General features: G+C 59.3%; 27 protein-coding genes and 1 tRNA gene. 5 read left to right on the top strand and 23 right to left on the bottom strand.

Annotated features, from left to right (window positions below):
* The 4 genes from NDJ10_RS06845 to NDJ10_RS06860 all read right to left on the bottom strand — a co-directional run.
* On the bottom strand, positions 1-808 hold an 808-nt coding region (locus NDJ10_RS06845; RefSeq protein ID WP_296160487.1), incomplete at its 3' end, for an acetaldehyde dehydrogenase (acetylating).
* A gap of 50 nt (positions 809-858) precedes the next feature.
* Positions 859-2,142: a TRAP transporter large permease gene (locus NDJ10_RS06850; protein ID WP_296160488.1), complete on the bottom strand. Its 1,284-nt coding sequence runs from the start codon at positions 2,140-2,142 to the stop codon at positions 859-861.
* Positions 2,139-2,621 (bottom strand): TRAP transporter small permease, encoded by a 483-nt coding sequence (locus NDJ10_RS06855; protein WP_296160489.1) that lies wholly within the window; start codon positions 2,619-2,621, stop codon positions 2,139-2,141. The genes NDJ10_RS06850 and NDJ10_RS06855 overlap by 4 nt, the downstream gene beginning before the upstream one ends.
* Before the next feature lie 80 nt (positions 2,622-2,701).
* Positions 2,702-3,718, bottom strand: a complete 1,017-nt coding sequence (locus NDJ10_RS06860) for a TRAP transporter substrate-binding protein (RefSeq protein ID WP_296160490.1) — start codon at positions 3,716-3,718, stop codon at positions 2,702-2,704.
* A gap of 152 nt (positions 3,719-3,870) precedes the next feature.
* Between NDJ10_RS06860 and NDJ10_RS06865 the strand changes: the two genes are divergently transcribed.
* The gene (locus NDJ10_RS06865; protein WP_296160491.1) at positions 3,871-5,298 is read left to right on the top strand and encodes an FAD-binding oxidoreductase; all 1,428 of its coding nucleotides are present in this window, start codon (positions 3,871-3,873) and stop codon (positions 5,296-5,298) included.
* Positions 5,299-5,346: 48 nt separating this feature from the next.
* Here NDJ10_RS06865 and NDJ10_RS06870 read toward each other — a convergent pair whose 3' ends face one another.
* From NDJ10_RS06870 to NDJ10_RS06890, 5 genes are all read right to left on the bottom strand, one after another.
* Positions 5,347-6,123, bottom strand: a complete 777-nt coding sequence (locus NDJ10_RS06870; RefSeq protein ID WP_296160492.1) for an IclR family transcriptional regulator — start codon at positions 6,121-6,123, stop codon at positions 5,347-5,349.
* A 121-nt stretch (positions 6,124-6,244) separates the two neighbouring features.
* Complete coding sequence (locus tag NDJ10_RS06875; RefSeq protein ID WP_296160493.1) at positions 6,245-6,775, bottom strand: ATP-binding protein; 531 nt, start codon at positions 6,773-6,775, stop codon at positions 6,245-6,247.
* Positions 6,776-6,819: 44 nt separating this feature from the next.
* Positions 6,820-8,142 (bottom strand): serine--tRNA ligase, encoded by a 1,323-nt coding sequence (serS, locus tag NDJ10_RS06880; protein WP_296160494.1) that lies wholly within the window; start codon positions 8,140-8,142, stop codon positions 6,820-6,822.
* A 55-nt stretch (positions 8,143-8,197) separates the two neighbouring features.
* A complete protein-coding gene (gene ispH, locus NDJ10_RS06885) occupies positions 8,198-9,163 on the bottom strand; it encodes a 4-hydroxy-3-methylbut-2-enyl diphosphate reductase (protein ID WP_296160744.1) in 966 nt (321 codons plus the stop codon).
* 2 nt (positions 9,164-9,165) lie between these two features.
* A complete protein-coding gene (locus tag NDJ10_RS06890; RefSeq protein ID WP_296160495.1) occupies positions 9,166-9,630 on the bottom strand; it encodes an FKBP-type peptidyl-prolyl cis-trans isomerase in 465 nt (154 codons plus the stop codon).
* Between the two features lie 118 nt (positions 9,631-9,748).
* Between NDJ10_RS06890 and radC the strand changes: the two genes are divergently transcribed.
* On the top strand, positions 9,749-10,450 hold the full coding sequence (gene radC / locus NDJ10_RS06895) for a DNA repair protein RadC (RefSeq protein WP_296160496.1): 702 nt from the start codon (positions 9,749-9,751) through the stop codon (positions 10,448-10,450).
* Positions 10,447-11,100: a Smr/MutS family protein gene (locus NDJ10_RS06900; protein ID WP_296160497.1), complete on the top strand. Its 654-nt coding sequence runs from the start codon at positions 10,447-10,449 to the stop codon at positions 11,098-11,100. The genes radC and NDJ10_RS06900 overlap by 4 nt, the downstream gene beginning before the upstream one ends.
* A 22-nt stretch (positions 11,101-11,122) precedes the next feature.
* Here NDJ10_RS06900 and queE read toward each other — a convergent pair whose 3' ends face one another.
* The 6 genes from queE to NDJ10_RS15265 all read right to left on the bottom strand — a co-directional run bounded on the left by queE (position 11,123) and on the right by NDJ10_RS15265 (position 14,976).
* Entirely contained in the window at positions 11,123-11,758 is a 636-nt protein-coding gene (queE, locus tag NDJ10_RS06905) for a 7-carboxy-7-deazaguanine synthase (RefSeq protein ID WP_296160498.1), read from the bottom strand.
* A gap of 3 nt (positions 11,759-11,761) precedes the next feature.
* Positions 11,762-12,856: a 6-carboxytetrahydropterin synthase gene (locus NDJ10_RS06910; RefSeq protein ID WP_296160499.1), complete on the bottom strand. Its 1,095-nt coding sequence runs from the start codon at positions 12,854-12,856 to the stop codon at positions 11,762-11,764.
* 2 nt (positions 12,857-12,858) lie between these two features.
* Positions 12,859-13,575 (bottom strand): 7-cyano-7-deazaguanine synthase QueC, encoded by a 717-nt coding sequence (queC, locus tag NDJ10_RS06915; protein ID WP_296160500.1) that lies wholly within the window; start codon positions 13,573-13,575, stop codon positions 12,859-12,861.
* Positions 13,576-13,679: 104 nt separating this feature from the next.
* Positions 13,680-13,756: transfer RNA gene (locus NDJ10_RS06920), tRNA-Arg, on the bottom strand.
* A gap of 50 nt (positions 13,757-13,806) precedes the next feature.
* Positions 13,807-14,241 (bottom strand): group II truncated hemoglobin, encoded by a 435-nt coding sequence (locus tag NDJ10_RS06925; RefSeq protein WP_296160501.1) that lies wholly within the window; start codon positions 14,239-14,241, stop codon positions 13,807-13,809.
* Positions 14,242-14,337: 96 nt separating this feature from the next.
* Entirely contained in the window at positions 14,338-14,976 is a 639-nt protein-coding gene (locus NDJ10_RS15265) for a helix-turn-helix transcriptional regulator (protein ID WP_363318689.1), read from the bottom strand.
* Positions 14,977-15,243: 267 nt separating this feature from the next.
* On the opposite strand from NDJ10_RS15265, the gene NDJ10_RS06935 reads away from it, so the two are divergent.
* Entirely contained in the window at positions 15,244-15,462 is a 219-nt protein-coding gene (locus tag NDJ10_RS06935; protein WP_296160502.1) for a DUF1059 domain-containing protein, read from the top strand.
* A gap of 199 nt (positions 15,463-15,661) precedes the next feature.
* Here NDJ10_RS06935 and NDJ10_RS06940 read toward each other — a convergent pair whose 3' ends face one another.
* The 8 genes from NDJ10_RS06940 to NDJ10_RS06975 all read right to left on the bottom strand — a co-directional run bounded on the left by NDJ10_RS06940 (position 15,662) and on the right by NDJ10_RS06975 (position 24,764).
* Complete coding sequence (locus NDJ10_RS06940) at positions 15,662-18,181, bottom strand: FtsX-like permease family protein (RefSeq protein ID WP_296160503.1); 2,520 nt, start codon at positions 18,179-18,181, stop codon at positions 15,662-15,664.
* A 136-nt stretch (positions 18,182-18,317) separates the two neighbouring features.
* Positions 18,318-19,163: a formate dehydrogenase accessory sulfurtransferase FdhD gene (locus NDJ10_RS06945; RefSeq protein ID WP_296160504.1), complete on the bottom strand. Its 846-nt coding sequence runs from the start codon at positions 19,161-19,163 to the stop codon at positions 18,318-18,320.
* Positions 19,164-19,165: 2 nt separating this feature from the next.
* Complete coding sequence (locus tag NDJ10_RS06950) at positions 19,166-19,441, bottom strand: hypothetical protein (protein WP_296160746.1); 276 nt, start codon at positions 19,439-19,441, stop codon at positions 19,166-19,168.
* 31 nt (positions 19,442-19,472) lie between these two features.
* Complete coding sequence (locus tag NDJ10_RS06955) at positions 19,473-20,651, bottom strand: formate dehydrogenase subunit gamma (protein ID WP_296160505.1); 1,179 nt, start codon at positions 20,649-20,651, stop codon at positions 19,473-19,475.
* 14 nt (positions 20,652-20,665) lie between these two features.
* Complete coding sequence (locus NDJ10_RS06960) at positions 20,666-20,887, bottom strand: hypothetical protein (protein ID WP_296160507.1); 222 nt, start codon at positions 20,885-20,887, stop codon at positions 20,666-20,668.
* Positions 20,884-21,516: a formate dehydrogenase FDH3 subunit beta gene (gene fdh3B, locus NDJ10_RS06965; protein WP_296160508.1), complete on the bottom strand. Its 633-nt coding sequence runs from the start codon at positions 21,514-21,516 to the stop codon at positions 20,884-20,886. The genes NDJ10_RS06960 and fdh3B overlap by 4 nt, the downstream gene beginning before the upstream one ends.
* Positions 21,517-21,526: 10 nt before the next feature.
* Positions 21,527-24,484 carry a formate dehydrogenase subunit alpha gene (locus tag NDJ10_RS06970; RefSeq protein ID WP_296160509.1) on the bottom strand — a complete coding sequence of 986 codons (2,958 nt, stop codon included), beginning with the start codon at positions 24,482-24,484 and terminating at the stop codon, positions 21,527-21,529.
* A gap of 73 nt (positions 24,485-24,557) precedes the next feature.
* Positions 24,558-24,764: a formate dehydrogenase gene (locus tag NDJ10_RS06975; RefSeq protein ID WP_296160510.1), complete on the bottom strand. Its 207-nt coding sequence runs from the start codon at positions 24,762-24,764 to the stop codon at positions 24,558-24,560.
* A 304-nt stretch (positions 24,765-25,068) separates the two neighbouring features.
* Here NDJ10_RS06975 and NDJ10_RS06980 point away from each other — a divergent pair, with 304 nt between their 5' ends.
* Positions 25,069-25,719: a TetR/AcrR family transcriptional regulator gene (locus tag NDJ10_RS06980; protein WP_296160511.1), complete on the top strand. Its 651-nt coding sequence runs from the start codon at positions 25,069-25,071 to the stop codon at positions 25,717-25,719.
* The last annotated feature ends 27 nt before the right edge of the window (positions 25,720-25,746 follow it).

Consider the following 25,746-nt stretch of genomic DNA (forward strand, 5'->3'; position numbering starts at 1 on the left):
ATTTGGGCAGGTAGTCGCCCAGGCCTTCGACTTCCAGGAAGACCGAGACGCGCTTGCCGTCAAAGACCGGGCCGTTGACCAGTTTGTAGCCGGGCACGTACTTTTGTACTTCCTTGATCATGGCGTGGATCGATTCGGTGATCTTGGCCTGATCGGGCTCAGCTTCAGTCAGGCAGTGCACGGTGTCGCGCATGATGAGCGGGGGCTCGGCCGGGTTCAGGATGATGATGGCCTTGCCTTTTTTTGCACCACCGACTTTTTCCACCGCGCTGGCGGTGGTGCGGGTGAATTCGTCGATGTTCTTGCGGGTGCCGGGGCCGGCCGATTTGCTGGCCACGGTGGCGACGATTTCGCCGTAGGCCACGGGCTGTACGCGGCTGATGGCGGCCACCATCGGGATGGTGGCCTGGCCACCGCAGGTGACCATGTTGACGTTCATTTCGCCTTTGCCGACGTGTTCGATGAGGTTGACCGGGGGCACGCAGAAGGGGCCGATGGCCGCCGGGGTGAGGTCGATCATCAAGGCGCCCTGGGCGTTGACTTTGCGGCTGTTGTCGGCGTGCACGTAGGCGCTGGTGGCATCGAAGACGATTTGCACGGCGTCGGCTTTCATGTGCGGCACCAGGCCGTCAACGCCGTCAGAGGTGGTTTTGATGCCCATTTCGCGGGCGCGTTTCAAGCCGTCGGATTCGGGGTCGATGCCGACCATCCACACCGGCTCCAGCACCGGGCTGCGTTGCAGTTTGGCCAGCAGGTCGGTGCCAATGTTGCCAGGGCCGATCAGGGCGCATTTGATTTTTTGAGACATGGTTTGTCCTATAGATTAAATTGGTTAAAGGGTGTGTTCTGGCCCTGGCCTTACATGCCCATCAGATTGGGGAGGAACAGCGTCAGCGATGGCACGTAGGTCAGCAGGATGAGCACGACGAACATCGCGATCAGGAAGGGGAAACTACCCCTGGAGACGATTTCCAGCGTCGATCCCCCGACCCTGGCCCCTACAAACAGGTTCACGCCGACAGGCGGTGTCACCAGGCCAATGGCCAAATTGACAATCATCACAATGCCGAAGTGCACCGGGTCTACGCCCACAGCCACTACCACCGGCAACAGGATGGGCGTCAGGATGATGATGGCCGCCAGCGTTTCCATGAACATGCCGACAAACAACAGCAGCAGGTTGATCAGCAGCAAGATGAACATGGGGCTGTCCGTCAGTTGCACAATGGACTCGGCAATCATGACCGGAATGCGCTCAATGGCCAGCACGCGCCCGAAGATGGTGGCGGTACCCACGATGATCATGACGGAGGCCGAGGTCAGCGCCGAACCGGCAATGATTTTGTACAAGTCCTTGAACTGGAGTTCCTTGTAGACGAAGACGCCGACGATGAAGCCGTAAATCACGCCCACGGCGGCGGCTTCGGTTGGCGTGAAGACACCGCCATAAATGCCGCCCAGAATGATGGCCGGCACCAACAGCGCCCACTTGGCATCATTGATTGCCGCCATGATCTCCCTGCCCGTATATTTTTTGTGCGCGCCACGGTAGTTGTTCTTTTTCGATTTGTAGTAGGCCACCAGAATCAAGGACAGGCCAATCAACAGCCCGGGGATGACACCAGCCAGGAACATTTCGCTGATTGACACGTTGGAAGAGGTGGCGTAGATCACCATCGGGATACTGGGCGGAATGATGATGCCCATGCAACCGGCAGACGCGACCAGGCCGATCGAGAAACCCTTGGGATAACCGTCGCGCGTCATGGCAGGCAACAGAATAGTGCCGACAGCGGCCACGGTGGCTGGACCCGAGCCGGAAATGGCTGCAAAGAACATGCAGGTCACTACGGCGATGATGGCCAGACCACCGGTGAAGCGGCCAAAAAGAACATTGCCGACATTGAGCAAACGCTTGGACAGGCCGCCATGGCCCATCAGGTCGCCAGCCAGGATAAAGAACGGCACCGCCATCAGGGGAAATGAGTCAATTGAGGTGACCAGGCCTTGGGCGATGAAGCTGCTGCTCACCTTGCCGCTGTATAACAGTGCCCCGGTGGCCGCCAGTCCCAGGGAAATGGCAATTGGAACGCTGGTCAGCATCAGGACGACAAAAAGCCCAAAAAGCAAAAGTGAAATCATGCTTGATCTCCCTTGCGAATCATTTGTACTTCTTCAAACATCTTCTGGAGAATTCGAAAGACCACCAAGCCAAAACCTACCGTGGGAGCCATGTAGACATAACCCATGGGCAGTCCCAAGGCCGACGACTCCTGGCCAAAACTGAAGATTTTGGCGGTCAAGGCGTAACCTTCCTTCATGACCAGCGCCGCAAAGACGATGAACATGAAATACGAGAACAGGTTCACGTAACGCCGGGTCGAGACTGGCAACATGTTCGTGACGGCATCCACGCGGATGTGGGCGCCCACCTTGACGGCGTAACTCACGCCGATGTACGTGGCCCAAATGAAGCAATAGCGGGCCAGCTCCTCTGACCAGGTCAGGGACTCCCCCACCACGTAGCGCATGACGATCTGCACACCAATGAGCACGGACATGAGCGACAGCAGAAACACCAGAAGCACTTCTTCCAGATTGTTGTCAATGATTTTGAACATGTGATTTCCTTGACCCGTCAGGCGTCGCAGCAAACAGCTTGCCGCGACGCATCCGGACATGAAGAAGCGATGAAACGAAATTACTTCTTGTTGACTTCAGCGAGGATCTTGTCAACGATTTCCGGGCCTACTTTTTTCTTCACCTGGTCATAGATCGGGCCCATCTTTTCCGAGAACTTGGCGAACTCTTGCGGGGTCAGGGTGGTGAAGGTCACTTTGGGCATGGCGGCTTCGGCCTTGGCATCTGCCTTCTGGGCCAGGTCACGCTGGTAAGTCTTGGCATTGTTGAATGCGGTGGCAAAGATTTTCTTGTCTTCTTCGCTGAAGCGTTTGTACACGGCCGGGTTCATCAAGACCACAAACGGCGAGTAGACGTGGTTTGTCTTTGTGATGAACTTCTGGACTTCCTGGAACTTCATGTCATAGAACAGATTGATTGGGCCTTCCTGCGCGTCAAAAGTGCCTTGTTGCAGCGCGGTGAACAGTTCACCAAAAGCCAACGGTGCGGGGTTGGAGCCAATGGCTTTCCAGGCGGCGATGTGCACCTCGTTTTCCATGGTGCGCATCTTCATGCCCTTCAAATCTTCGGGGCTCTTGATGACTTTTTTGCTGTTGGTCAACTGGCGGAAACCGTTTTCCCAGTAACCCACGCCCTGAATGCCGACCTTGCTCAGGCTGCCGAGCAGACCCTGACCGATTTCGCCATCCAGCACGCGGTAAACACTCGAACGGTCCTTGAACATGAAAGGAATGTCCATCGCAAAAAATTGCTTGTTGAAGTTGCCCAGCAAGGCGGAGGAAACAAATGCCATGTCGACATTGCCCAACTGAATGCTTTCGATCAGTTCACGTTCGCTGCCCAGTTGCGAGTTCGGAAAGATTTCCATGCTGACACGACCCTTGGTCTTGTCCTTCAGTTCCTTGCCCAGAAACTCCAGGGCAAGGTGGCCGGTATTGGTGGCCGTAGCGGCATGCCCTACCTTGAGCACGATGTTGTCAGCAGCCATTGCCGGGCTTGACATGCCAAAAGAGAAGGCACAGAGGCCGAGCACCATGGCAACGCGGCGCGACAGCTGTTGAGGTGATTTAAAAATCATTTTGATTGACTCCAGGGTTGTGAAATTGGCTAAAGGTGAATCATGCTGGTTGATGATTTCATCGACAGAATTTTAGTTGCTGGTCTAAAATTCTGTCAACTATTAAAACCTTCTTTCAACATGTGCAAATTAATCACCAGAAAGCTATACTTATGACCTCCCATCTGACCCCCCCTGCCGACTCGACGCCGACCGCCCCCACTGCCCCGGTGGTGGTGGCTCTCCAACAGGAACTTGGGGCAACCGAAGTTCTCACCGGCGACCAGATCAGTCCGAAATACCTGAAAGACTGGAGCGATGAACGCGGTGGCACGCCGCTGGCGCTGGTGCGGCCACGCAACACGCAGCAAGTGGCACAGGTTCTGCGCATCTGCCATGCCCATGGGCAAGCCGTGACGCCACAAGGTGGCCTGACAGGCCTGGCTGGCGGTGCGGTTCCAAGCCAGGGCAGCGTGGTCTTGTCGCTGGAGCGCATGAGTGGCATTACCGCCATCGACACCGGCTCGGCCACCATGACCGTGCTCGCCGGCACACCCCTGCAAGTCATCCAGGAAGCAGCACAGCAAGCAGGATTTATTTACGCGCTTGATCTGGGAGCGCGCGGCTCTTGCCAGATTGGCGGCAACCTCTCAACCAATGCGGGTGGCAATCGCGTGATCCGTTATGGCATGGCGCGGGAATTGGTACTGGGTCTGGAGGTGGTGCTGGCCGATGGCACGGTGCTGTCCATGTTGAACCAGATGGTCAAGAACAATGCGGGCCCCGACCTGAAGCATTTGTTCATTGGTAGTGAAGGCACGCTGGGTGTCATTACCCAGGCCGTGCTGCGGCTGCACCCGGGGGTGTCCGGTGCCAACACGGCGCTGGTCGCCCTGACCGATTTTGATGCCGTGGTGCAATTCCTGCGCCATGCCCAGCAATCCCTCTCGGGCCAGGTCAGTGCTTTTGAAGTCATGTGGCCTGATTTTTACCGCGCCGCCATAGCAGTTCCAGGCACCCGGGCGCCACTGCCCGCCCACCATCCGGTTTATGTGTTGCTGGACATGCAGGGGGCGACACCCGCAACCGAGGCGGCGCGTTTTCAGGCCATGCTGGAAGAGGCCATGGCGCAAGGCTGGGTCGTGGATGCCGCCATAGCGCAATCACATGCCGAAACGCAAGACTTCTGGGCCTTGCGTGACTCGGTGTCGGAGATGCTGCAAGTCAACGCACCAACCATCAATTTCGACCTGTCCGTGCCGATTTCCAGAATTGGAAACTGCGTTGAAAAACTCATGGCAGTCATGACGGCGCGTTTCACACACTTGAAAGTCGTTTTCTTTGGTCATGTGGGAGATGGCAACATCCATGCGGTGGTCGGCCCCATCCCGCAAGACGGCGTCACGGAACACCAGGTGGAAGAGGCGTTCTATACCATCATTCGTGACTTCTCCGGCTCGGTGTCGGCCGAGCATGGCATTGGCTTGCACAAGAAACAGTGGCTTGGCCATAGCCGCAGTCCGGCAGAAATGGCGCTGATGAAAGTCCTGAAAAACGCCATGGATCCGGGCAATATCCTGAATCCCGGAAAAATACTGTAAGTCAAAAACCTGGCAGCCGCGTCATCCTGATGTGCCGGCAGCCCGTCTTCAGGCACGCATTCCCAACTCGGCGCTGATTTGCGCGGCCACACCCTTGACCACGGGAATCAAGGCATGCATGCGCTCGGCATCCATGTACTCCAGGGTACTGGAAACACTGATGGCGGCCACAATCTTGCGGCTGCCATCACGCAAGGGGGCAGCGACACAGCGAATGGCGTGTACGTCTTCGCCAAGGTCAAAGGTATAGCCGCCCTGTGCATAGCCACGCATCAAGCCCAACCATTGCGCCAGCGTTGTTTCTTCACGCAACAGGGGCGCATCCCGGTGATACAGCTCTGCCCATTCTTTTTCGGTCCAGTCCAGCATCAGCGCCTTGCCCACGCCAGTCGAAATGAGCGGTTTGCGCCCACCGATACGCGAGCTGATTTCCAATGAGCGCTGGCTGGAGATCTTGTCCAGATAGATAACAGAGTCCCCCTCGATGCGTGCCAGATGCACGGTATCCAGCGTGTCGCGTGCCAGTTGTTCCAGGAAAGGGTGGGAAATCCGCGTCAGTCCGGTTTGATGGAAAGCCATGAAGCCCAGTTCCAGGACTTTTCGGCCCAAGGAATAGCCCTTGCCGCCATCTGGTTTCAGATAATGGCGCTGCAGCAGCACCGACACGATCCGGTGCGCCGTGCCGTAAGTGATACCGGTTTTTTGTGCGATGTCGGAAATACTGAGCGGCCCGTCGGCAACGGCTTCAACCACGTCGAGGCCACGCAGCAAAGTCTGGCTGGTCAAGGCTTTTTTGGTATTTTCTTTCCCGATGCTATTCGTCAATCTGACACCTCCACGTCCTTTGCCGCACGAAAAACGGCAGGCGTTGTGATTCTATGTTGCTGCCAACAAACCCAAAAACGAGGGAAGCCAGAATTTATTGGACTCTGACCTCATTATTTTTTCAGCGGGTGAGCGTCTCCACCGCCAGAATCGCAGCCTGCAAGCGTGCGTCATCCTGACCCCCCACTTCAATATGGGGCACATGCATGGCTTGCAGCACGTGTTGCACCTGGCTGTGGACGGCGGCGCGCACGGCTTCGCGCTGCAGGCCATCGGGCAACCGGGCCATGTCCGGGCACAACACCAGCGTCAGCGCATAACGCGCGTGCAGGGCATGGGCGCAGTCAAAAAGTGACCGGTCCGAAAAATAATGGTCGCTGTAGACGGCCGTGAGCAGCGGTGGGCTGTCGCAAAACACATAAGCGCAGCCTGCTTGCCGGGCCTGAGTGACCACTTGTTCTTCCTGCTCAAACTGGGCCCGCATGATGCCCGCCTGCTCGTCCATCCTGGGCGTGCGGCCATTTTTTTCACAAAATGCGCGCAAATATTCGGGCACCCAGAGTCCACCAAAATGCGCCGCCAGGGCTTGCGCCAAGGTATATTTGCCGGTGCACTCGGCACCGATCAGGCAGATGAGTTGCGGGCTAGGCATAAAAGCAGGAGGTCACTGCGTTCGCAATGACGATCATTTTGACCTCAGGCCCGCAGGCTTTGCAGGCCACCCAGGTAAGGCCACAAGACCTCGGGCACGGTCACCGAACCATCGGCGTTCTGGTAGTTTTCCAGTACCGCCACCAGCGTGCGACCCACCGCCAGGCCAGAACCGTTGAGCGTGTGCACCAGCTCGTTCTTGCCCTGCGTGTTCTTGAAACGAGCCTGCAGACGGCGCGCCTGGAAAGCTTCGCAGTTGGACACCGAGCTGATCTCGCGGTAGGTATTTTGCGCCGGCAGCCAGACCTCAAGGTCGTAGGTTTTGCTGGCGCCAAAGCCCATGTCGCCGGTACACAGACTCATCACGCGGTAGGGCAAACCGAGTTTTTGCAAGATGGCTTCGGCGTGGCCGGTCATGACCTCCAGCGCTTCATAGCTTTTGTCGGGATGCACGATCTGCACCATCTCAACCTTGTCAAACTGGTGCTGGCGGATCAGACCGCGGGTGTCGCGTCCGGCGCTGCCCGCCTCGGACCTGAAGCAAGGCGTATGGCCGGTCAGCATGAGCGGCAGTTCGCTTTCAGCCAGCACCACATCGCGCACGAAGTTGGTCAGCGGTACCTCGGCGGTGGGGATCAGGTAGAGCGCGGTGTTGTCGGGCTGTTCCTCGCCCTCCTGACCACCTTTTTTGGCAGCAAACAGGTCGCCCTCGAACTTGGGCAGCTGGCCGGTGCCTTTGAGCGTTTCACCGTTGACGATGTAGGGCGTGTAGCACTCGGTGTAGCCGTGCTCCTGGGTCTGCACATCCAGCATGAACTGCGCCAGGGCACGGTGCAGGCGGGCCACCGTGCCCTTCATCACGGTAAAACGCGCGCCGGTGAGCTTGACGCCCATTTCAAAATCCAGTCCCAGCGGCGTGCCAACATCCACATGGTCCTTGATGTCGAAGTCGAAGGTTCTGGGCGTACCCCAGGTGCGCGCCACCACGTTGCCATGTTCATCGGCACCCACCGGCACGCTGTCGTGCGGCAGGTTGGGCACGGCCAGTAGCAGGGTTTGCATCTCGGCCTGAATCTGGTCCAGCCGCCTGGCCGATGCGTCGAGCTCGTCCTTGATGCCCGCCACCTGTGCCATCACCACGTCCACCTCGGCGGCGCCCGCCGGACCTTTGGCCTTGAGTTGACCGATTTGCTTGCTCGACGTGTTGCGCTGGGCTTGCAGCGCCTCGGTGCGAATCTGGATAGTTTTGCGCTCGATCTCAAGCAGGGTGAAAGCGGTCACGTCGAGAAAGGCTTGCGGGGTTTTGCGGGTTTCCAGCCGGGCCACCACTTGGGCCAGGTCTTTGCGCAGCAGGGTAATGTCTAGCATGATTTAAAAATTGGGTTGGGTGGGGGCGCTGTCATTGCGAGCCGCGCAATGACAGCTATTCTTTTGCTTGGTCTTCTTCATTCTGGTTCAGGCGCAGGCCCTTGGGCAGCGGGAACTTGACGCTCTCGGGATCACCGGCCATGCGCTGAACAGACACAGCGCCCAGCGCTTTCAGGCGTTCAATCACCTGGGTTACCAAAATCTCGGGCGCCGAAGCACCGGCGGTCAAGCCGACCCGGCTGCAGCCCTCAAACCACTGCGGCTGCAGTTCGTCGGCGCTGTCAACCATGTAGCCGGGCGTGCCCAGCTTGCGCGCCACCTCGGCCAGGCGATTGCTGTTGGAGCTTGTTGGACTGCCCACCACCACCACCACATCGACCTGCGGGCTCATCAGCTTGACGGCATCCTGGCGGTTTTGTGTGGCGTAGCAAATGTCCTGCTGCTTGGGCTCGCGCACATTCGAAAAACGGGTCTTGATAGCCGTCGCAATGGCCGCTGCGTCATCGACGCTGAGGGTGGTTTGCGTGACCACGGCCAGTTTGGCGGTCTGCGCCGGCTGAATGCATGCCACATCGGCCACATCTTCCACCAGATGAATACCGCTGTCCAACTGGCCCATGGTGCCTTCCACCTCGGGGTGGCCCTTGTGGCCGATCATGATGAACTCGTACCCCTCTTTGGCCAGCTTGGCCACTTCCACATGCACCTTGGTCACCAGCGGACAAGTGGCATCAAAAATCTGGAAACCACGCGCAGCGGCTTCCTGTTGCACCGCCCGACTCACGCCATGGGCAGAAAAAACCAGCGTGGCACCCGCTGGCACATCATCAAGCTCTTCAATAAAAATGGCACCCTTGGCCTTCAGGTCGTTCACCACATAGGTGTTGTGCACGATCTCATGGCGCACATAAATGGGGGCGCCAAACTTGGCCAGCGCACGCTCCACAATCTCAATGGCGCGGTCCACGCCGGCGCAAAAGCCGCGTGGCTCGGCCAACAGAACCTCAACGCCTGCATTCATGTTCATAACACCCCGATCACCTGTACTTCAAACGTCACCGGGTGCCCCGCCAGCGGGTGGTTGAAGTCAAACCGTACCGCCTCACCCTTGTCATCACTGCGAAAATCCACAATCACACCGGCAAATTCGCCTTGGCCGTCAGGTGTCACAAACTTGACCACATCCCCCACGGCGTAGGTTTCATCGGCCGCCCCCAGATCAGTGAGCTCCTTGCGCGCCATCCACTGCAGCATGTCGGGGCTGCGCGGGCCAAAAGCTTCGCCCGCCGACAATTCGATGGTGGTGCGGGTGCCCTCGGCCAGCCCGATCAGGCGTGCTTCGACCGCTGGTGCGAGTTCACCCGTGCCCAGGGTGAGCGTGGCAGGCGCGGAGGCAAAGGTATTGACCACATCACCGGCTGGACCGCTCAGACGGTAGTGCAGGGTCAAAAAAGAGCCGGGTTGAATCGTGGAACAAGTGCTTGTCATGAAAATCCTGTGCGTCAGTGTCGCGATGTAGGTGGGCCGATCATGTCCTGCAATAACCCCCAGGTCAAAATCCTCGGGGCGCTGGCATAAACTGGGTGACATTGTAAAAGCCCACACCATGCCCCTCAAAGACCTGCCCCCCGATGCCCGTCCGCGTGAAAAAATGCTGGCTCGCGGCCCTGGCGCCTTAAGTGACGTGGAGTTGCTGGCGCTGCTGCTGCGCACCGGCATCAAGGGCAAAGGTGTGTTTCAACTGGCCCGGGAGTTGCTCGACATCCGGCCTGGCGCCGACGGCCAGAATGGCTTTGATGGCATTGCCGGCCTGCTCAACGCCACCGCGGACGACCTCAAGCCGGTCAAGGGACTGGGTCCGGCCAAACGTTCCGAGCTTTTGGCGGTACTGGAGCTGGCGCGCCGTGCCCTGACGCAGCGGCTGCAGGAGCGAACCGTTTTTGCCACACCAGATGCGGTCAAGCACTACCTGCAGTTGCATCTGGCGGCACGCCCCTACGAAATGTTTGCCGTCCTTTTTCTGGACGTGCAAAACCGGTTGCTGGCGATGGAAGAGCTGTTTCGTGGCACCCTGAGCCAGACCAGCGTCTATCCACGCGAGGTGGTGCTGCGCGCCCTGCACCACCAGGCCGCCGCCGTGGTGCTGTCGCACAACCACCCCAGCGGCTCGGTGCAACCATCACGGGCCGACGAAATGCTGACGCAAACCCTGAAAACCACCTTGGCCCTGATCGACGTGCGCGTGCTCGACCACGTCATCGTGGCCCCGGGCGAGGCGCTGTCGATGGCCGAGCGGGGCTTGCTGTGAAGCCAGTCAAGGTCAAGGCCCTGGGCGACCTCAAGGTGGTCAAGCGCGCCATCGCCGAACAAGCCCAACAACGCATCCTGCAGGCGAGCCAGCAGGTCAAGGCAGTCCAGCAAGCCGCCAGCGACAAGGACTTGTTCATCCGGGCGGCGGGTGCCGTCAAACCGCTGCCCGACAAGCGCAAGCTGCATCACAAACCAGCGCCAAAAATCCCGCCTGCCATGCAATACCAGCGCGATGAAAAAGCAGTTTTAAAAGAAGCCATCAGCGACGAATTTGATGTCTCAACATTGCTCGAATGCGACGAACACCTGAGCTTTCGCCGCCCCGGCATCGGCCCGGATGTGACGCGCAAGCTGCGCCGCGGCGACTGGAGCATCCAGCGCCAGATCGACCTGCACGGCCTGCGCCGCGACGACGCCCGCGAAGCCGTGAGCCTTTTTATCCGCGAAGCGCACAAACAAGGCATTCGCTGTGTGCGCGTGGTGCACGGCAAAGGTCTGGGCTCACCCGGTAAGGCTCCGGTTTTAAAAAGCCGCGTCCACAGCTGGCTGGTGCAGAAAAACGAGGTACTGGCCTTTGTGCAGGCCAAACCGGCAGATGGCGGCGCGGGCGCCCTGGTGGTGCTGCTGATGGCGTCGAAAGCGGTCTAAAAGAACACGCTTTATTTTCCAGTCAGGCAATGCCGATGACCTTATGGGTTTGGATGCTCAAGCGCCACTGGGGGTGCTGCAAGCAGTATTCGATCGCCTTCTGCGTATTCTTTTTGCCTTCCAGCCCATCCATGGGCTGGAGGAAGAAGTGCTGGAAGTCGAGATCAGCAAAGCGTTCCGGCATGGCACTGGGTTGTGGGAACACCAACTTGAGTTCTGTGCCGCGCTGCAGCACCAGCTCGGCATCGGCCTTGGGGCTGACACAGATCCAGTCGAGCCCTTGCGGCGCTGGCTGTGTGCCATTGGTTTCAACGGCGATCTCAAAGCCTGCTGCATGCAGCGCGTCAACCAAGGCTTGATCCAGTTGCAGTAGCGGTTCACCCCCGGTAAAAACAACCAGTGGTTTGCCTCCCCTGCCTGCGGGCCAATGCTTGAGGACCGCCTGCGCCAGCACTTCAGCGGATGCAAACTTCCCTCCGCCGGGACCATCCGTTCCAATAAAGTCGGTGTCACAAAATTGGCAGACCGCTTTAGACCGGTCCTCTTCGCGCCCCGTCCACAAGTTGCAACCCGTGAATCTGCAAAAAACAGCCGCGCGACCCGCTTGGCCGCCCTCGCCTTGCAAGGTGTAATAAATTTCTTTGACGGTGTATGTCATAAGTCACAACGGCAATGCCGGCCCCTCACCGCCCACAGCAACGATGGCGCCGCAACCTCGTGTTTCGTAAAGATCCACACGGTCGAGTTGGGGGAGTTGGATGCGCGCCTTTTGGAGTATCCATGCGGCAATACTGGCAGTGTCGCAATCAGCAAGGTCTGGGATCTCATGCAATGGACGATGGTCCAAAGACTTGAAAATGGGATTGAACAGCTCTTTCACGTCCCCGAAGTCGACCGTCCAGCCCATCACCTGATCCAACGGCGCAGAAAGGTGAAGACGCAGGGTGTAGGTATGCCCATGAATCCGCCGCAACGGGCTGCCATCGGGCGCACGTTTGAGCTGCAAGGCACTGTCAAGGGTCAGTTCTTTCCAGATCCGGTAATTTTTTCCATCAAAGTTGGCGCCGCACGAACCCGTTTCAAAAACCGTGATCCAGGAAAGTTCAGGCAACTCAGGCTTGATTCGCTCCCACAACCAACTCGACAAGATTTCGCTGGTTGGATTCTGTAAGCCTGGCAAGTCGTTCAAACAGGCAAAATCAAGTTGCCTTTGCAACGGCGCCCATACCTCGTCAAGCCGGTCGTAATCAATGCTCAGATCACGACTGCCGAGATCCTGATTGGCATGAACGATGACCTCAAACCCATGCCCATGCATGCGCCCGCATTGATGTCCTGCAGGCACATTGGGCAATCGGTGCGCTGACTGGAAAATGTATCGCCGCCAAACATGCGCGTTACCGGCGAGGTCAAGATCGACACCTTCATGCGCCGTGCTTTGGATGCCAATTCGCTCAATCCCGGGAACCTTCAGGTTTTGGCGAACCCAGCGCGCCAGGTTTTCGTCGGTAGGTTGCGCAAGCTGCTCATTGAGCAAACGGTAATCCAGTTGTGAAATGGCCAACTCAAGGTCGGCTCGGAGCCGGTCAACTTCACCTCCCGGGAAATGTGCCCATCCTGCAGGAGGCGCGCACCTCACCGTTGCCAGAAAACTGTGTCCGTGCAAACGACGGGAACGGTGGCCTGCCGGCAGGACGTCGACATGCCTTGCCGCCTCAAACCCGGCCGAGGCACTGAAGAGGGTCTTGACTTGCATTTTCAAACCATCCCGAAACGCATGTACAGCGGGTCTTTCAGACCGGCTTCGGCAAAGCCTTTCGCGCGCAATACGCAAGAGTCACATTGACCGCAAGGCTTGCCATCTTCAGCCGGGTCATAACAACTGCTGGTTTCTGAATAGTCGACCCCCAGACGCATGCCTTCCTGTACGATTTGCGCCTTGGTCAGGCTGATCAGTGGCGTGTGTATCTTCAATTTTTGAAGGCCCTCAACGCCCGCCTTGGTCGCCAGGTTGGCCATGGTTTCGTAAGCGGCAATGTACTCCGGACGACAGTCAGGGTAACCAGAATAGTCAAGCGCATTGACGCCGATAAAGATATCCGAGGCCCCCAGGGTTTCAGCCCAGGCCAGTGCAAAGCTCAGGAAAACCGTATTTCGAGCCGGAACATAAGTAACCGGTATGCCGCCTGACATGTCAACGGCAGTCCGGCCCTTGGGCACAGCGATATCTGCCGTAAGCGCGGAGCCACCAAACTCACGAAGATCGATTTGCGCCACGACATGTTTTGCCACGCCTTGGGAACGCGCCACAGATTCAGCAGCAACCAATTCCTGGATATGGCGTTGCCCATAGCGAAAACTCAGTGCATAAGGCTCGAAACCCTGCTCTTTTGCGATGGCCAGAACCGTTGTCGAGTCCAGCCCGCCACTGAGTAAAACGACAGCTCTGGGCCTTGAGGACAGCGCATTCGTCATTTAAATGATCTCCAATAGAACCAAAAAACGGCAACCATGGCAAAAACAAACGCCAGAAAGAAGAAAGGACTTAGAGCATTTCTACTCTAAGTCCTTGATTCATTTGGTGCGGCTGGCAGGAATTGAACCCACGACCCTCTGGTTCGTAGCCAGATACTCTATCCAACTGAGCTACAGCCGCTGAGCTGTGTATTCTAGCAAGGAAAAAGTCTGTTTCTCGTGTTTTCTTGCTCAGGACGCAGAAAAATTTGGTATTTTTTGCGCTTCCGCCTGATTGCGCATCCAGTCCGCCGTCTGAAAAAACGACTGGTTCAGACGCTCGCGCAACCCGGAAGGCACACCGGTCTCGGTCATGGCCTGGTCCATGCACGCCAGCCATTGGTCGCGCTCGACCACGCCGACCTTGAACGGCATGTGCCGCGCTTTCAGGCGCGGGTGGCCAAAACGGTCGGTGTAGTGTTGCGGGCCGCCAAGCCAACCGCACAGGAACCAGAACAACTTTTGCCGCGCATCGTCGAGCACCGAGCCATGCACGACACGCAACTCGGCGTAACGCGGCTCCAGGTCCATCAGGTCATAAAAACGCTCGACCAGGGCGTGCACGCGCTCTTCGCCACCGATCCACGCGAACGGGGTGTCAAAGGCTGGTTTCTCTTCAATATTCATTGATCGCAAATTTTACGGGAAGCAGTCATAGCGAACGACCAGCATGATTTGTTGGACGAAACCGTATTTCAAGCCTTCAGGCGCGGGCGTCAGCAGCTATTTCTTGATAGCCAACGATGTTGCGGAGCGCATCACCGCGGCGGTGCGCGTTTCCACGCCTAACTTGACGTAGATATGCTCCAGGTGTTTTTGCACGGTGCGTGGACTGATAGAAAGCAACGCCGCGATCTCCGCATCGGTTTTGCCGCACGCCAGCCAATACATCACCTCGCCTTCGCGCGTCGTCAGGCCCGACGGGCTCACGGCTGGCGCCTGCACCGGACTCGGCAGCACACTGTCGCCAGACGGTGTGGCAACCCCCTTGCGCGCGTGGCGATACAGGAAAGCAAGATGCGGGCGCACCAATTCGAGCCGCTCACGGTCGCGCTCGCTGAAATCAAGTCTGCGCCGGTTCAGCACCACGCTCACCAGCGTGTGCAGATCACTGAAAAGCGGCATCGCAATCGCATACTCAAGCCGGCTGCGCCGATAGTCGTCGCCATAGAGTGCGCTGACCAGCTGGCGGTGGCCGGTGAACAAATCGCAAACCGAGAGCGTCGTCAATTCGCTGGCCACATAGTCGCCCAGCTCTGTTACCACTGCGCGCGCAAAGCTGTTGAGATTTCCCGCCTGCGTCTCAATCCGCGCCAACAACTGCAAAGCATTGGCAAAGTCGTTTCGGGTGAGGTGGGTCATGCTGCTGCTCCTCAAGAATCATGCATACGCATTGCTGCGTATTGATGCTTTGCCATGGCTGCTTCAGGATGTCAATGTGGGCGGTCCTTTTGTGATTCAGTGTAGATACAGCGCCTGTCCGATGCAAGCTCGCCCGCACGGATGAAGTCAAGGGGAACAATCTGCACGCCCGCTTCGCGCGCAGAAGGTGGGGCCATGTCTGGATGTCCAAACCGGCGAGACACCTTTCAACCTGATTGACGAAGCTCAACCCTGAAAGGAAACATCATGTCACGCAAATACATCGATTGCCGCGAATACCCCAGCACCATGAACTGCACCGTCGCGTTGTCGGCCGACAACGACCAGGAACTGCTGGAGGCCGCCGTGCAGCATGCGGTGGCCATCCACAGCCATACCGACACGCCAGAGCTGCGCAAGCAGCTGGCATCCATGTTCAAGTCGGGAACGGCGCCGCTGACGGTAGCGGACGCCAAGACGGTCTAGAGGCGACTATCGTCGGTGCGCAACGAGGCGTGCAGATGGCAACAGTGGCTGCCATGACGGGATGGTGCGCAGCGGCCAGTAGGGCACGGTCAGCCATGAGGGTGCAGGTGTGGATTTTTACACGAGCTAACTAGGTTAATGACATCGGCTTCTGGCACATGTCAATCATGCTCAAAAGCTACAAATCAAGTAGCAGCCATCACTGCGCCGCGCTGCGCAGCGTCTGCACTACCGGGCGATTCAGCACTTCGCGCAGCCCCCACCAGCCGGCGGCCAACGCCAGCACGGCACCGGCCAGCGCGCCCAGCACCGGCACCCACAGCGACACCACCCAGTCAAATTCAAAGACATACCGCGCCAGCGCCCAGCCCACCGCACTGGCCACGATGGAGGCCAGAAAGCCAGCCAGCAAACCCACGCCAGCCAGTTCCAGGCGCTGCACCTGACGCAACAGGCTGGCGCGTGCGCCGACGGCGCGCATGATGGCGTATTCACGGGCGCGCTCCTCGCGCGTGGCGGTCACAGCGGCAAACAGCACCACCAGACCGGCGGCCAGGGCAAAGGCAAACAAAAACTCCACCGCGCCAATCACCTGGTCGAGCACGCGCTGGATCTGGGCAATGGTGGCGGTCATGTTGACGCTGGTGATGTTGGGAAACTGGCGTACCAGGGCGGCATCAAAACCGGTCGTCTCGGGCGCCTTGAACGCGCTCATGTAGGTGGCAGGAACACCTTCGAGCTTGTCGACCGGGTACATGACAAAAAAGTTGGCCCGCATCGAGGCCCAGTCCACCTTGCGCAGCGAGGTGATTTTTGACACGGTTTGCATACCACCCACGTCAAAGCCCAGCGTGTCGCCAAGCTTGAGGCCCAGGGTGTCGGCAATACCTTGCTCAACGCTGATGGCGCCGGCCTCGTTGGCCTGCCAGCGCCCCGCCACCACCACGTTCTGGTTCGGTTGGGTGGCACTGTGCGACAGGTTGAACTCGCGGTCCACCAGGCGCTGGGCGCGCTCATCGGGGTAATCCTCGGGGCTTACGTTGCGCCCGTTCACTGACACCAGACGGCCCCGGATCATGGGGAACCAGTCAAACTGGGCCACGCCTGCGTCTTTCAGGGCCTGCGTGAACGCCGGACCCTGCTCGGGCATGACATTGATGACAAATCGATTGGGCGCGCCGGGCGGCGAGGCCGCACGCCAGCTGCTGATCAGATCGGTGCGCAGCAGCACCAGCAGCACCAGCGCCAGCAAGCCCACCGCCAGACTGCTGACTTGCACCACGGCAAACGCCGGGCGTGCCGCAATCTGGCGCGTGGCCAGCACCACGGCCGTGGGCGCCGTGGCATCGTTGACAACCGCGCGCAGCAGCTTGACAGCCAGCCAACTCAAGCCGGCGAACAGCAGCGTCGCCACCGCAAAGCCACCGACGGCAATCAGACCGAGCTTGAGGTCGCTGCTGGCCGCCAGCAGCAAGGCAGCAAAACCCGCGACACCTAATCCCAGCACCATGAGGGAAGCTGGTTTGAGCCCGCCCACGTCACGGCGAATCACGCGCAGCGGCGGCACCTGCGCCAACTGCAACACAGGCGGCAGGCCAAAGGCCAGCAACAGCGTCAGCCCCATGCCCAGGCCAAACAGCACCGGCCAGATGCCCGGTGCGGGCAAACCAGACTCAACCAGACCCGCGAGCAAGGCAACGAAACCATAGTGCACCAGAAAACCCAGCAACACGCCCAAGGCGCTGGCCAGCAAGCCGACCAGCACAAATTCAAAACTGTAAGCCGCAGCAATGGTGCGCTGCGGCAAGCCCAGCACGCGCAGCATGGCGCAGTCGTCCAGATGGCTGGCGGCAAAACCACGGGCGGCCAGCGCCACCGCCACCGCGCTCAGCAGGGCCGCCAGCAGGGCCACCAGGTTCAGGAACTTTTCAGCCCGCGACAGCGTGGTGCTGAGTTCGGGGCGGCCGCCCTCCAGCGCCTCCACCCTGGCGCCGCGCACGGCGCGCGACTCGACCTGCGCTTGCGCCCAGTCGACAAACATCTGCACCGCACGGTCCTCGCCCGCCACCGCCAGGCGGTAACGCAAGCGGCTGGCGGGCTGGATCAGGCCGGTCGCCTGCACATCAGCATGGTTGATCATGACCCTCGGCGCAAAATTCATGAAGCCGGCGCCACGGTCGGGTTCATTGACGATGATGCGGTTGACTTTAAAAGTGCTGTCACCCAGCAGCAGATCGCCCCCGAGCGGCACTTCAAGCGCGTCCAGCAAGGCGGCATCGACCCAGGCCTGACCGGGCTGGGGGATGTCGCTGGTCAAGGCCCCGTTTGAAGCTGGCTGCTCGCTCACGCGCATACGCCCGCGCAGGGGGTAGCCCTCGGTCACCACCTTGAGCGACACCAGCTTGATGCTGCCACCAGCCAGCTCGGGCGCGCGCGCCATGGTCGGAAAACTCAGGTTGATGGTCTGCTGCAAACCCAGGGCCCTGACTTGCGCCAGAAAGGCCTCAGGAATCGGGTTGTCGCTGGACACCACGGCATCGCCGCCCATCAACTGGCGCGCATCGCGCTGCAAGCCGCCCTTGAGCCGGTCGGCAAAAAAACTCACCGCCGTGAGCGCCGCCACCGCCAGCGTCACGGCCACCATCAACAAACGTAGCTCACCGGCGCGTAAATCGCGCGTGAGGGAGCGCCAGCCCAATTGCAAAAATGAAATCTTCATGCTGCAACGATAGCGCACCCGGCGACAAGGCGGCGCCGGACGGGCTCAGCAACCCGACGCCGCGGGCGTGTTTGCACGATTCTGAAACCTTGCGGGTCAGACCACTCGCAGCGCGACGTGCTCTGACCCCAACTGATTAAGTTGGCATCGCAATACGCGTTCCTGCGAGTTCGGGCTGCAACACCAGGCGACTGGCCCCGCTGTAGCAGAGAAAGCGCTTGTTGGTGGCCCGCCCAATGGCACACAGGCCCAGACGCTGTGCCACCTCCAGCCCCATTTGTGTGATGCCACTGCGCGACACCACGATCGGCACCCCCATTTGCGCCGATTTGATGACCATTTCGCTGGTCAAGCGCCCGGTGGTATAAAAAACCTTGTCAGCGCCAGACATCTTTTCTTCCGGGTTCATCCACATCCAGCCGGCAATCGTGTCAATGGCGTTGTGCCGGCCCACGTCTTCGATAAAAACCAGCATGTCTGCGCCATGAAACAGCGCACAGCCATGCACCGAACCCGACGATTTGTAGGTGGTTTCCTGCAGCCGGATGGCGTTGACGATGCCGTACAGATCGGTTTGCGAAAGCGTGGCAGCGGGCAGAGTAAGGCGGTCCACCTCGGCCATCAGGTCGCCAAAGACACTGCCCTGGCCGCAACCGGTGGTCACGACCCGTTTGGCAGTGCGCGTCTCGATGTCTGAAATGCCCTGGCGGGTTTTGACCGCAGCAGCACCCACCTCCCAGTCCACGGTGATGGAGTCAACCTCGGCCACGCTGGCCACCAGCCGCTGGTTGCGCAGGAAGCCCAGCACCAGCAGTTCGGGTTGCGCACCCAGTGTCATGAGCGTGACCAGTTCACGCTTGTCCACGTACACGGTGAGCGCACGCTCGGCCGGGACGGACACGGTATCAGTGTCGCCAAACTCGTTGACGACCAACACCTCGCGGGTGAGCGGCGCGCGCGCCTGGGTAAGACGGGGCAGCAAGTTCAGGAATTCTGCGGTGGGGCAGGAACAAACGGCCCGGGGTCAACACAAGCGCTGGCCGGGGCTGCGCCCTTGGCCGTGCTCTTCATGTAATGCGCCACCACCCGATCCTGCGCCTTGCACAACAGGAAACTTTCCACCTTGCCGGCCCAGGCGGCTTTGGCTGCGGCCTCGGCCGCCTTGGCCTTGGCCTCATCCGAGAGTTCCGGCGCTGGCAACTTGGCAGCCACCACTGAGCTCAGCAAGGCCAGCACGGCGGCAGTACACAGGGTTTTCATCATCTTTGTCATAGAAGTGTCTCCAGACCTCTCAAGCTTGAACCGCATTGCCCGCCCGCGCCGATGCGGCGGCACCAGGGCTGCGCTGCGCCGGGATTCTGCCGGCCTTGATGTCATCCAGCCAGAGCTTGTGGTGTTGTTCGGCCCAGATTTCGTCCACATAACCCGTCTTCATGCCTTCATAAGCGCCCTTGGTTCCCAGTGTACCGAGGTAAATGTGGCCCATCATCATGACCAGCATCAGCAAATTGGACACCGAGTGGACCATGTGGGCGATTTGCATGGTGCCGCGGTCATAGCTGAGGCCGGGCAACAACTTGTCCATCGCCAGACCGGACACGACCACCGTGATGCCCAGCACAAAGACCCCGCCCCAGAACACCACTTTTTCACCCGCGTTGTAGCGGCCCGAGTCAATTTCATGGCCCGAAAAAATACCACCACCTTTGAGCAACCAGGCCAGGTCGCCCTTGGCCGGCAGGTTGTCGCGCATGAAAGTGACGATCACAACCAGCAAGGACACCGCAAACAGCGGCCCGGCAAAATTGTGCGCATTTTTAAGGACATAGGTCAGCCAGCCAAACAGGGTGGCGCCCATGACCGGGAGCAGGAAAAACTTGCCAAAGGCCATCACCAGCCCGGATACCGCCAGGGTGATAAAAGCCGCCACATTGGCCCAGTGCGCTGAGCGCTCGAAAACAGAGAAACGTTCAATCAGACGCCCGGTCGGCTCCCCATGGACCTTGATGGGGCCCACCTTGACATGAAACAGGACAATCGCACCCAGCACGATCAACAGCAGCGAGCCACCATAGGGAATCAGCCAGTTGTTGCGCACCTGACGCCAGGCTTCGCCGGCATTGGTCAGGCGCGAGCCGGGGTATTGCACGAAGGGCTGGATCAGCACCCCGGCTTCGGGTGCCTCGGATTTTGGCAAGCTGCTGTAGCCCGCCACACCCGAGTTCACCTGACGCCACATGGGTGCGTTGTTGCCGGGTTGAACCTTCGCGCGTTCGCCATTGGTCTGGCTGGCGTAGCCGGGTTCTTCGCTGGCATCGGGCTTGACGTCCAGGATGTTCTGGCTCTGGATGCCGGAGATGGCGGTTGCAGGCACTGCAGGTGGTGCGGCAACGCTTGCTGGTGCGGTTTGCGCCACGGCAGCACTCCAGCACAGGGCCATTGCGACAACGACTGAAAAGGCTTTGATCATGTTCGGCCTCCTGCTCAATTCATTCGGGTGTAGTCGTTCTGGCCGTACTGGTTGCGGGCTTTTAGATGCGACTCCCAACTGGCCTTGTCACCTTGTTTCCAGTCTTGATTGGCAAACGGCTGGCCGGTACCGGTGAAAGCTGCGCTGTCTTTTTTGCTACTCTCAAGAACCTGCGGTTTGTCGCCACAGGCCATTAGACCGGCCACCAGAACGACCGAAAAAATGGCGCGTTTCATGATTTCGCTCCTTCTGGTGCAGCCACGCCGGGTTGGCCTGCCTGTTTGGACCCGTAAGCCGTGCCCCAGCCCCACACTTCAGCGCCCTTGCCACGGCGCAGCACCCGGTTGCGGAAGATATCGGCCACCACATCGCCGTCGCCGGCAAGCAGCGCTTTGGTCGAGCACATTTCGGCGCAGGCAGGCAACTTGCCCTCGGCCAGCCGGTTGCGGCCATATTTCTCGAACTCGGCCTGGCTGCCGTTGGCTTCGGGGCCGCCCGCGCAAAACGTGCACTTGTCCATCTTGCCGCGCACGCCGAAGGTACCTTGGCTGGGGAACTGCGGCGCGCCAAACGGGCAGGCGTAACTGCAGTAGCCGCAGCCGATGCACACGTCCTTGTCGTGCAGCACCACACCCTCATCGGTGCGGTAAAAGCAGTTGACCGGGCACACCGCCATGCAGGGGGCATCACTGCAGTGCATGCACGCCACCGAGATCGATTTCTCACCGGGCACGCCGTCGTTGAGGGTAACCACGCGGCGCCGGTTCACGCCCCAGGGCACTTCGTGTTCGTTCTTGCAGGCAGTGACGCAACCGTTGCATTCAATACAGCGCTCGGCGTCGCAGACAAATTTCATTCGTGCCATGTTGTGCTCCTTATGCGCGTTCCACGTTACACACTGTGGTTTTGGTTTCCTGCATCATGGTCACGCTGTCGTAACCATAGGTGGTGGCCGTGTTGACGGCTTCGCCGCGCACGACGGGTGCCGCACCAGAAGGGTAATAAGCCAGCATGTCAGCCCCCTGCCAACGTCCCGAGAAGTGGAAAGGCAGGAACACCGTGTCGGGCCCGACGCGCTCGGTCACCAGCGCCTGCACGTTGATGCGTGCCCCAGTGGGTGTGGACACCCAGGCGCGCTCACCATTGCGAATGCCCTTGTCGGCTGCCACCTTGGGATTGATCTCGATGAACATCTCCTGCTGCAACTCGGCCAGCCAGGGGTTGGAGCGGGTTTCTTCGCCGCCCCCCTCGTACTCGGTCAGGCGGCCCGAGGTCATGATGAACGGGAACTTCTCGTGCACCTTGTCGGCCATCGCTTTGTCCTGCACCGTCTTGTACAGCGTGGGCAGGCGCCAGAAGGCTTTTTTGTCGTCGTGCGTCGGGTACTTGGCCACCAGGTCGGGGCGAATGCCGTACAGCGGCTCACGGTGTTTGGGGATGGCGTCGGGGAAATTCCACACCACAGCCCTCGCCTTGGCGTTGCCAAAAGGATGGCAACCATGCACCTTGAGCACCACGCGCTGAATACCGCCCGACAGGTCGGTCTTCCAGTTCTTGCCTTCCGCAGCCACTTTTTCGGCGTCGGTCAGATCGTCCCACCAACCCAGCTTTTTGAGCAGCACATGGTCGAACTCGGGGTAGCCCGTGGTGATGTCGGCGCCCAGCGAATGCGAGCCGTCTTCAGCCAGCAGGTTGACGCCGTCTTTTTCAACGCCAAAGTTGGCGCGGAAGTTGCCGCCGCCGTCCATGACATGTTTGGAGGTGTCATAGAGGTTGGGCGAACCCGGATGCTTCAACTCTGGTGTGCCGTAGCAGGGCCAGGGCAAACCGAAGTAATCGCCGGTGAAGTCGTAGCCGGTTTCCTTGTCCTTGCCGCCTTTGGCACGCAGGGTTTTGATGTCAAACAGGTGCATGTTGCGCATGTGCGCTTTCAGGCGCTCCGGGCTCTGGCCGGTGTAGCCGATGGTCCAGGTGGCTTTGTTGATTTCGCGCAGGATGTCTTCCGGCGCCGGCTCGTCCATGCCGTTGACCTTTTGCATCTTGTAATTGACCGAGAGCTCCTTGCCAAAGCCCAGCTTGTCGGCGAACTGCTGCATGATCATATGGTCGGAGCGGCTTTCCCACAGCGGCTCGATGACTTTTTCGCGCCACTGGAGGGAGCGGTTCGAGGCCGTCACCGAACCACTGGTCTCGAACTGGGTGGCTGCCGGCAGGAGGTAGACGGCACGGTTCGGGTTCAGGTCTTCGGGCTTGCCAGGCATGGCCGCCATGGCCGCCGTGGCCGACGGATACGGGTCGACCACCACCAGCAAGTCCAGCTTGTCCATGGCCCGTTTCATCTCCAGACCACGGGTTTGTGAGTTGGGCGCGTGGCCCCAGTAGAAAACGCCACGCAGGTTGCTGTCCTGGTCGATGAGCTCGTTTTTTTCGAGCACGCCGTCGATCCAGCGTGACACCGTGATACCGGGCTTGGTCATCATGGCCGGCGTGGCGAACTGCTTCTTGATCCACTCGAAGTCCACGCCCCAGACCTTGGCAAAGTGCTTCCAGGAGCCTTCTGCGATGCCATAGTAGCCGGGCAGCGAGTCAGGGTTGGGGCCGACGTCGGTGGCACCCTGCACGTTGTCGTGACCGCGGAAGATGTTGGTGCCGCCGCCGCTCTTGCCGACATTACCCAGCGCCAGCTGCAAAATGCACGAGGCACGCACCATGGCGTTGCCAATGGTGTGCTGGGTCTGCCCCATGCACCAGACCAGCGTGCTGGGGCGGTTCTCGGCCATCATGCGCGCCACACGCAGCATCTGCTCTGGTTTGACACCGCAGACCTCCTCTACCTTGTCGGGGGTCCAGTTGGACATCACATCTTCGCGCACTTTCTCCATGCCGTAGACCCGGTCATTGATGTACTGCTTGTCTTCCCAGCCGTTTTGAAAGACGTGGTACAGCACGCCAAACAAAAAGGCGATGTCGGAGCCGGAGCGGATGCGCACGTACTCATCGGCCTTGGCCGCCGTGCGGGTGAAACGCGGGTCCACCACGATCATCTTGGTGCCGGTTTCCTTGGCGTGCAGCATGTGCAGCATGCTGACCGGGTGCGCCTCAGCGGCGTTCGATCCAATGTACAAGGCGCACTTGCTGTTTTGCATGTCGTTGTACGAATTGGTCATGGCGCCATAACCCCAGGTGTTGGCCACGCCAGCCACCGTGGTGCTGTGGCAGATGCGCGCCTGGTGGTCGCAGTTGTTGGTGCCCCAGAAGCTGACAAACTTGCGCAACAGGTAGGCCTGTTCGTTGTTGTGTTTGCTTGACCCGACAAAATAGACGCTGTCCGGGCCGCTGGCTTTTTTCAGCTCCAGCATCCTGGCGCTGATCTCGTTCAAAGCCGTGTCCCAACTGATGCGCTGGTACTTGCCATTGACCAGTTTCATCGGGTAACGCAGGCGGAACTCGCCATGACCGTGCTCACGCAGGGCAGCGCCCTTGGCGCAGTGCGCGCCGAGGTTGATAGGCGAATCAAACACCGGCTCCTGGCGCACCCATACGCCGTTTTCAACCACAGCATCCACCGCACAGCCCACCGAGCAGTGGGTACAGACCGTGCGCCTGATCTCGATCTTGCCTTCACCCACCGCCACATTGCCTGTGGCAGCACCGGCTTTTTTAACCAGCGCCAGTTGCGAAGCCGCCAGCCCGACACCCACCCCCAGCCCCGAACGACGCAAAAAAGCACGCCGGTCCATGGTGGGCAAAGCTTGCGACAAGCCACGCCGCAGGCTGTGCACAAAGGGCGTACGCGCTGCACCCGGGCGATCAGATTTCTTGGTTAACAACATGGAAGTCTCCGAAAAAATTGGGTTCTTTGTGGGTCAGACCACTCGCAAAGCGATGTGCTCTGACCCCAACTGATTAAACCCGCGCGGTCTGGTAATAGTGCTTGACATGCTCGCTCAGAGCGTAGCCGCCGCCCTTTTCAGGCTTGGTCCGGGTCAGCGCAGCGGCTTCAGGCACCGCTTGAACTGCCGGCAAAACGCTCACCGCGGCAGCAAGCGCACCCGCGGTACCCGCACCGGCAAACAGGGTGCGCCGTGACAGTCTGGAGGGGGATGAAGGCATGAGAAGTCTCCTCGGGTGAAATACTTATGAACACAACGACATAGCTTTGATAAGGGTCAATCTAACAACATCCGTGCTGCTGTTCAAGGGGGAAAACCCCAGCCTAGACTTGAACCAAAGAACGATTCATGATTTTTCTCAACGCCTGGTCATTTATGCAAGTACTCCCGACACCCGTCTGCCGCAAGGCAAATGTGACGCCTTGCGGCAAGGGCCCGGCTGGCGCTGATGCAGCGTACTGTCCTATACTTTGCAAATGAACCAAACCGTACATTTACCGCCCAAGAAAACACACACAATCCAAATGGCCGACGCAAAACCGTCAGCGCGGGCGCTCACCCGCACCAACGACCCGGAGCGCACCATGGCGGGGATTCTGGAAATAGCCACTGTCGAATTCGCCAAGAAAGGGCTGGACGGGGCACGCATTGACGAGATTGCCGCGGCCACAAAGACCAGCAAGCGCATGATTTACTACTACTTCAGCAGCAAGGAAGGTTTGTACCGGGCTGTACTGGAGGACATGTACCGCCGCATGCGAAGCATCGAATCAAGTTTGCATCTGACCGATTTACCGCCCGTGGAAGCGCTGCAAAAACTGGTGGGCTTTACTTTCGACCATCACCATGACAACGAGAACTTCATCCGCCTGGTGATGTCAGAAAACATGCAGCGCGGCGCCTACCTGTCGCAAAGCAAAAGCATTCAGGGCCTTAACGTGCCTGCCATTGCAGCCATCCAGGAGTTGTACGACCGGGGTGTGGCGTCCGGGGTATTTCGCGCCGGACTCGACCCGGTCGATATTCATGCGTCCATCTCGGCGTTGACATTTTTCAATGTCTCCAACCAGCATACCTTTGGCCTGATTTTCAATCACGATCCAGCGTCACCCAAAGCCATTGCCGTGCGTCGAAAAAACATCATCGACATGGTGCTCCGGTTCATGCTCGCCTGAGCAGGTTCAATTTATCGCACGGCGAAC

The organism is Rhodoferax sp. (assembly GCF_023700745.1).
In the GTDB taxonomy this organism is placed as follows: domain Bacteria; phylum Pseudomonadota; class Gammaproteobacteria; order Burkholderiales; family Burkholderiaceae_C; genus Rhodoferax.

What these genes read in the sequence shown, in the direction of transcription:
- NDJ10_RS06850 (WP_296160488.1), bottom strand. Translation starts at nt 2,142, where the DNA reads ATGATTTCACTTTTGCTTTTTGGGCTTTTTGTCGTCCTGATGCTGACC.
- NDJ10_RS06855 (WP_296160489.1), bottom strand. Translation starts at nt 2,621, where the DNA reads ATGTTCAAAATCATTGACAACAATCTGGAAGAAGTGCTTCTGGTGTTT.
- NDJ10_RS06860 (WP_296160490.1), bottom strand. Translation starts at nt 3,718, where the DNA reads ATGATTTTTAAATCACCTCAACAGCTGTCGCGCCGCGTTGCCATGGTG.
- NDJ10_RS06865 (WP_296160491.1), top strand. Translation starts at nt 3,871, where the DNA reads ATGACCTCCCATCTGACCCCCCCTGCCGACTCGACGCCGACCGCCCCC.
- NDJ10_RS06875 (WP_296160493.1), bottom strand. Translation starts at nt 6,775, where the DNA reads ATGCCTAGCCCGCAACTCATCTGCCTGATCGGTGCCGAGTGCACCGGC.
- serS (WP_296160494.1), bottom strand. Translation starts at nt 8,142, where the DNA reads ATGCTAGACATTACCCTGCTGCGCAAAGACCTGGCCCAAGTGGTGGCC.
- ispH (WP_296160744.1), bottom strand. Translation starts at nt 9,163, where the DNA reads ATGAATGCAGGCGTTGAGGTTCTGTTGGCCGAGCCACGCGGCTTTTGC.
- NDJ10_RS06890 (WP_296160495.1), bottom strand. Translation starts at nt 9,630, where the DNA reads ATGACAAGCACTTGTTCCACGATTCAACCCGGCTCTTTTTTGACCCTG.
- radC (WP_296160496.1), top strand. Translation starts at nt 9,749, where the DNA reads ATGCCCCTCAAAGACCTGCCCCCCGATGCCCGTCCGCGTGAAAAAATG.
- queE (WP_296160498.1), bottom strand. Translation starts at nt 11,758, where the DNA reads ATGACATACACCGTCAAAGAAATTTATTACACCTTGCAAGGCGAGGGC.
- NDJ10_RS06910 (WP_296160499.1), bottom strand. Translation starts at nt 12,856, where the DNA reads ATGCAAGTCAAGACCCTCTTCAGTGCCTCGGCCGGGTTTGAGGCGGCA.
- queC (WP_296160500.1), bottom strand. Translation starts at nt 13,575, where the DNA reads ATGACGAATGCGCTGTCCTCAAGGCCCAGAGCTGTCGTTTTACTCAGT.
- NDJ10_RS06925 (WP_296160501.1), bottom strand. Translation starts at nt 14,241, where the DNA reads ATGAATATTGAAGAGAAACCAGCCTTTGACACCCCGTTCGCGTGGATC.
- NDJ10_RS15265 (WP_363318689.1), bottom strand. Translation starts at nt 14,976, where the DNA reads ATGACCCACCTCACCCGAAACGACTTTGCCAATGCTTTGCAGTTGTTG.
- NDJ10_RS06935 (WP_296160502.1), top strand. Translation starts at nt 15,244, where the DNA reads ATGTCACGCAAATACATCGATTGCCGCGAATACCCCAGCACCATGAAC.
- NDJ10_RS06940 (WP_296160503.1), bottom strand. Translation starts at nt 18,181, where the DNA reads ATGAAGATTTCATTTTTGCAATTGGGCTGGCGCTCCCTCACGCGCGAT.
- NDJ10_RS06950 (WP_296160746.1), bottom strand. Translation starts at nt 19,441, where the DNA reads ATGAAAACCCTGTGTACTGCCGCCGTGCTGGCCTTGCTGAGCTCAGTG.
- NDJ10_RS06955 (WP_296160505.1), bottom strand. Translation starts at nt 20,651, where the DNA reads ATGATCAAAGCCTTTTCAGTCGTTGTCGCAATGGCCCTGTGCTGGAGT.
- NDJ10_RS06960 (WP_296160507.1), bottom strand. Translation starts at nt 20,887, where the DNA reads ATGAAACGCGCCATTTTTTCGGTCGTTCTGGTGGCCGGTCTAATGGCC.
- fdh3B (WP_296160508.1), bottom strand. Translation starts at nt 21,516, where the DNA reads ATGGCACGAATGAAATTTGTCTGCGACGCCGAGCGCTGTATTGAATGC.
- NDJ10_RS06970 (WP_296160509.1), bottom strand. Translation starts at nt 24,484, where the DNA reads ATGTTGTTAACCAAGAAATCTGATCGCCCGGGTGCAGCGCGTACGCCC.
- NDJ10_RS06975 (WP_296160510.1), bottom strand. Translation starts at nt 24,764, where the DNA reads ATGCCTTCATCCCCCTCCAGACTGTCACGGCGCACCCTGTTTGCCGGT.
- NDJ10_RS06980 (WP_296160511.1), top strand. Translation starts at nt 25,069, where the DNA reads ATGGCCGACGCAAAACCGTCAGCGCGGGCGCTCACCCGCACCAACGAC.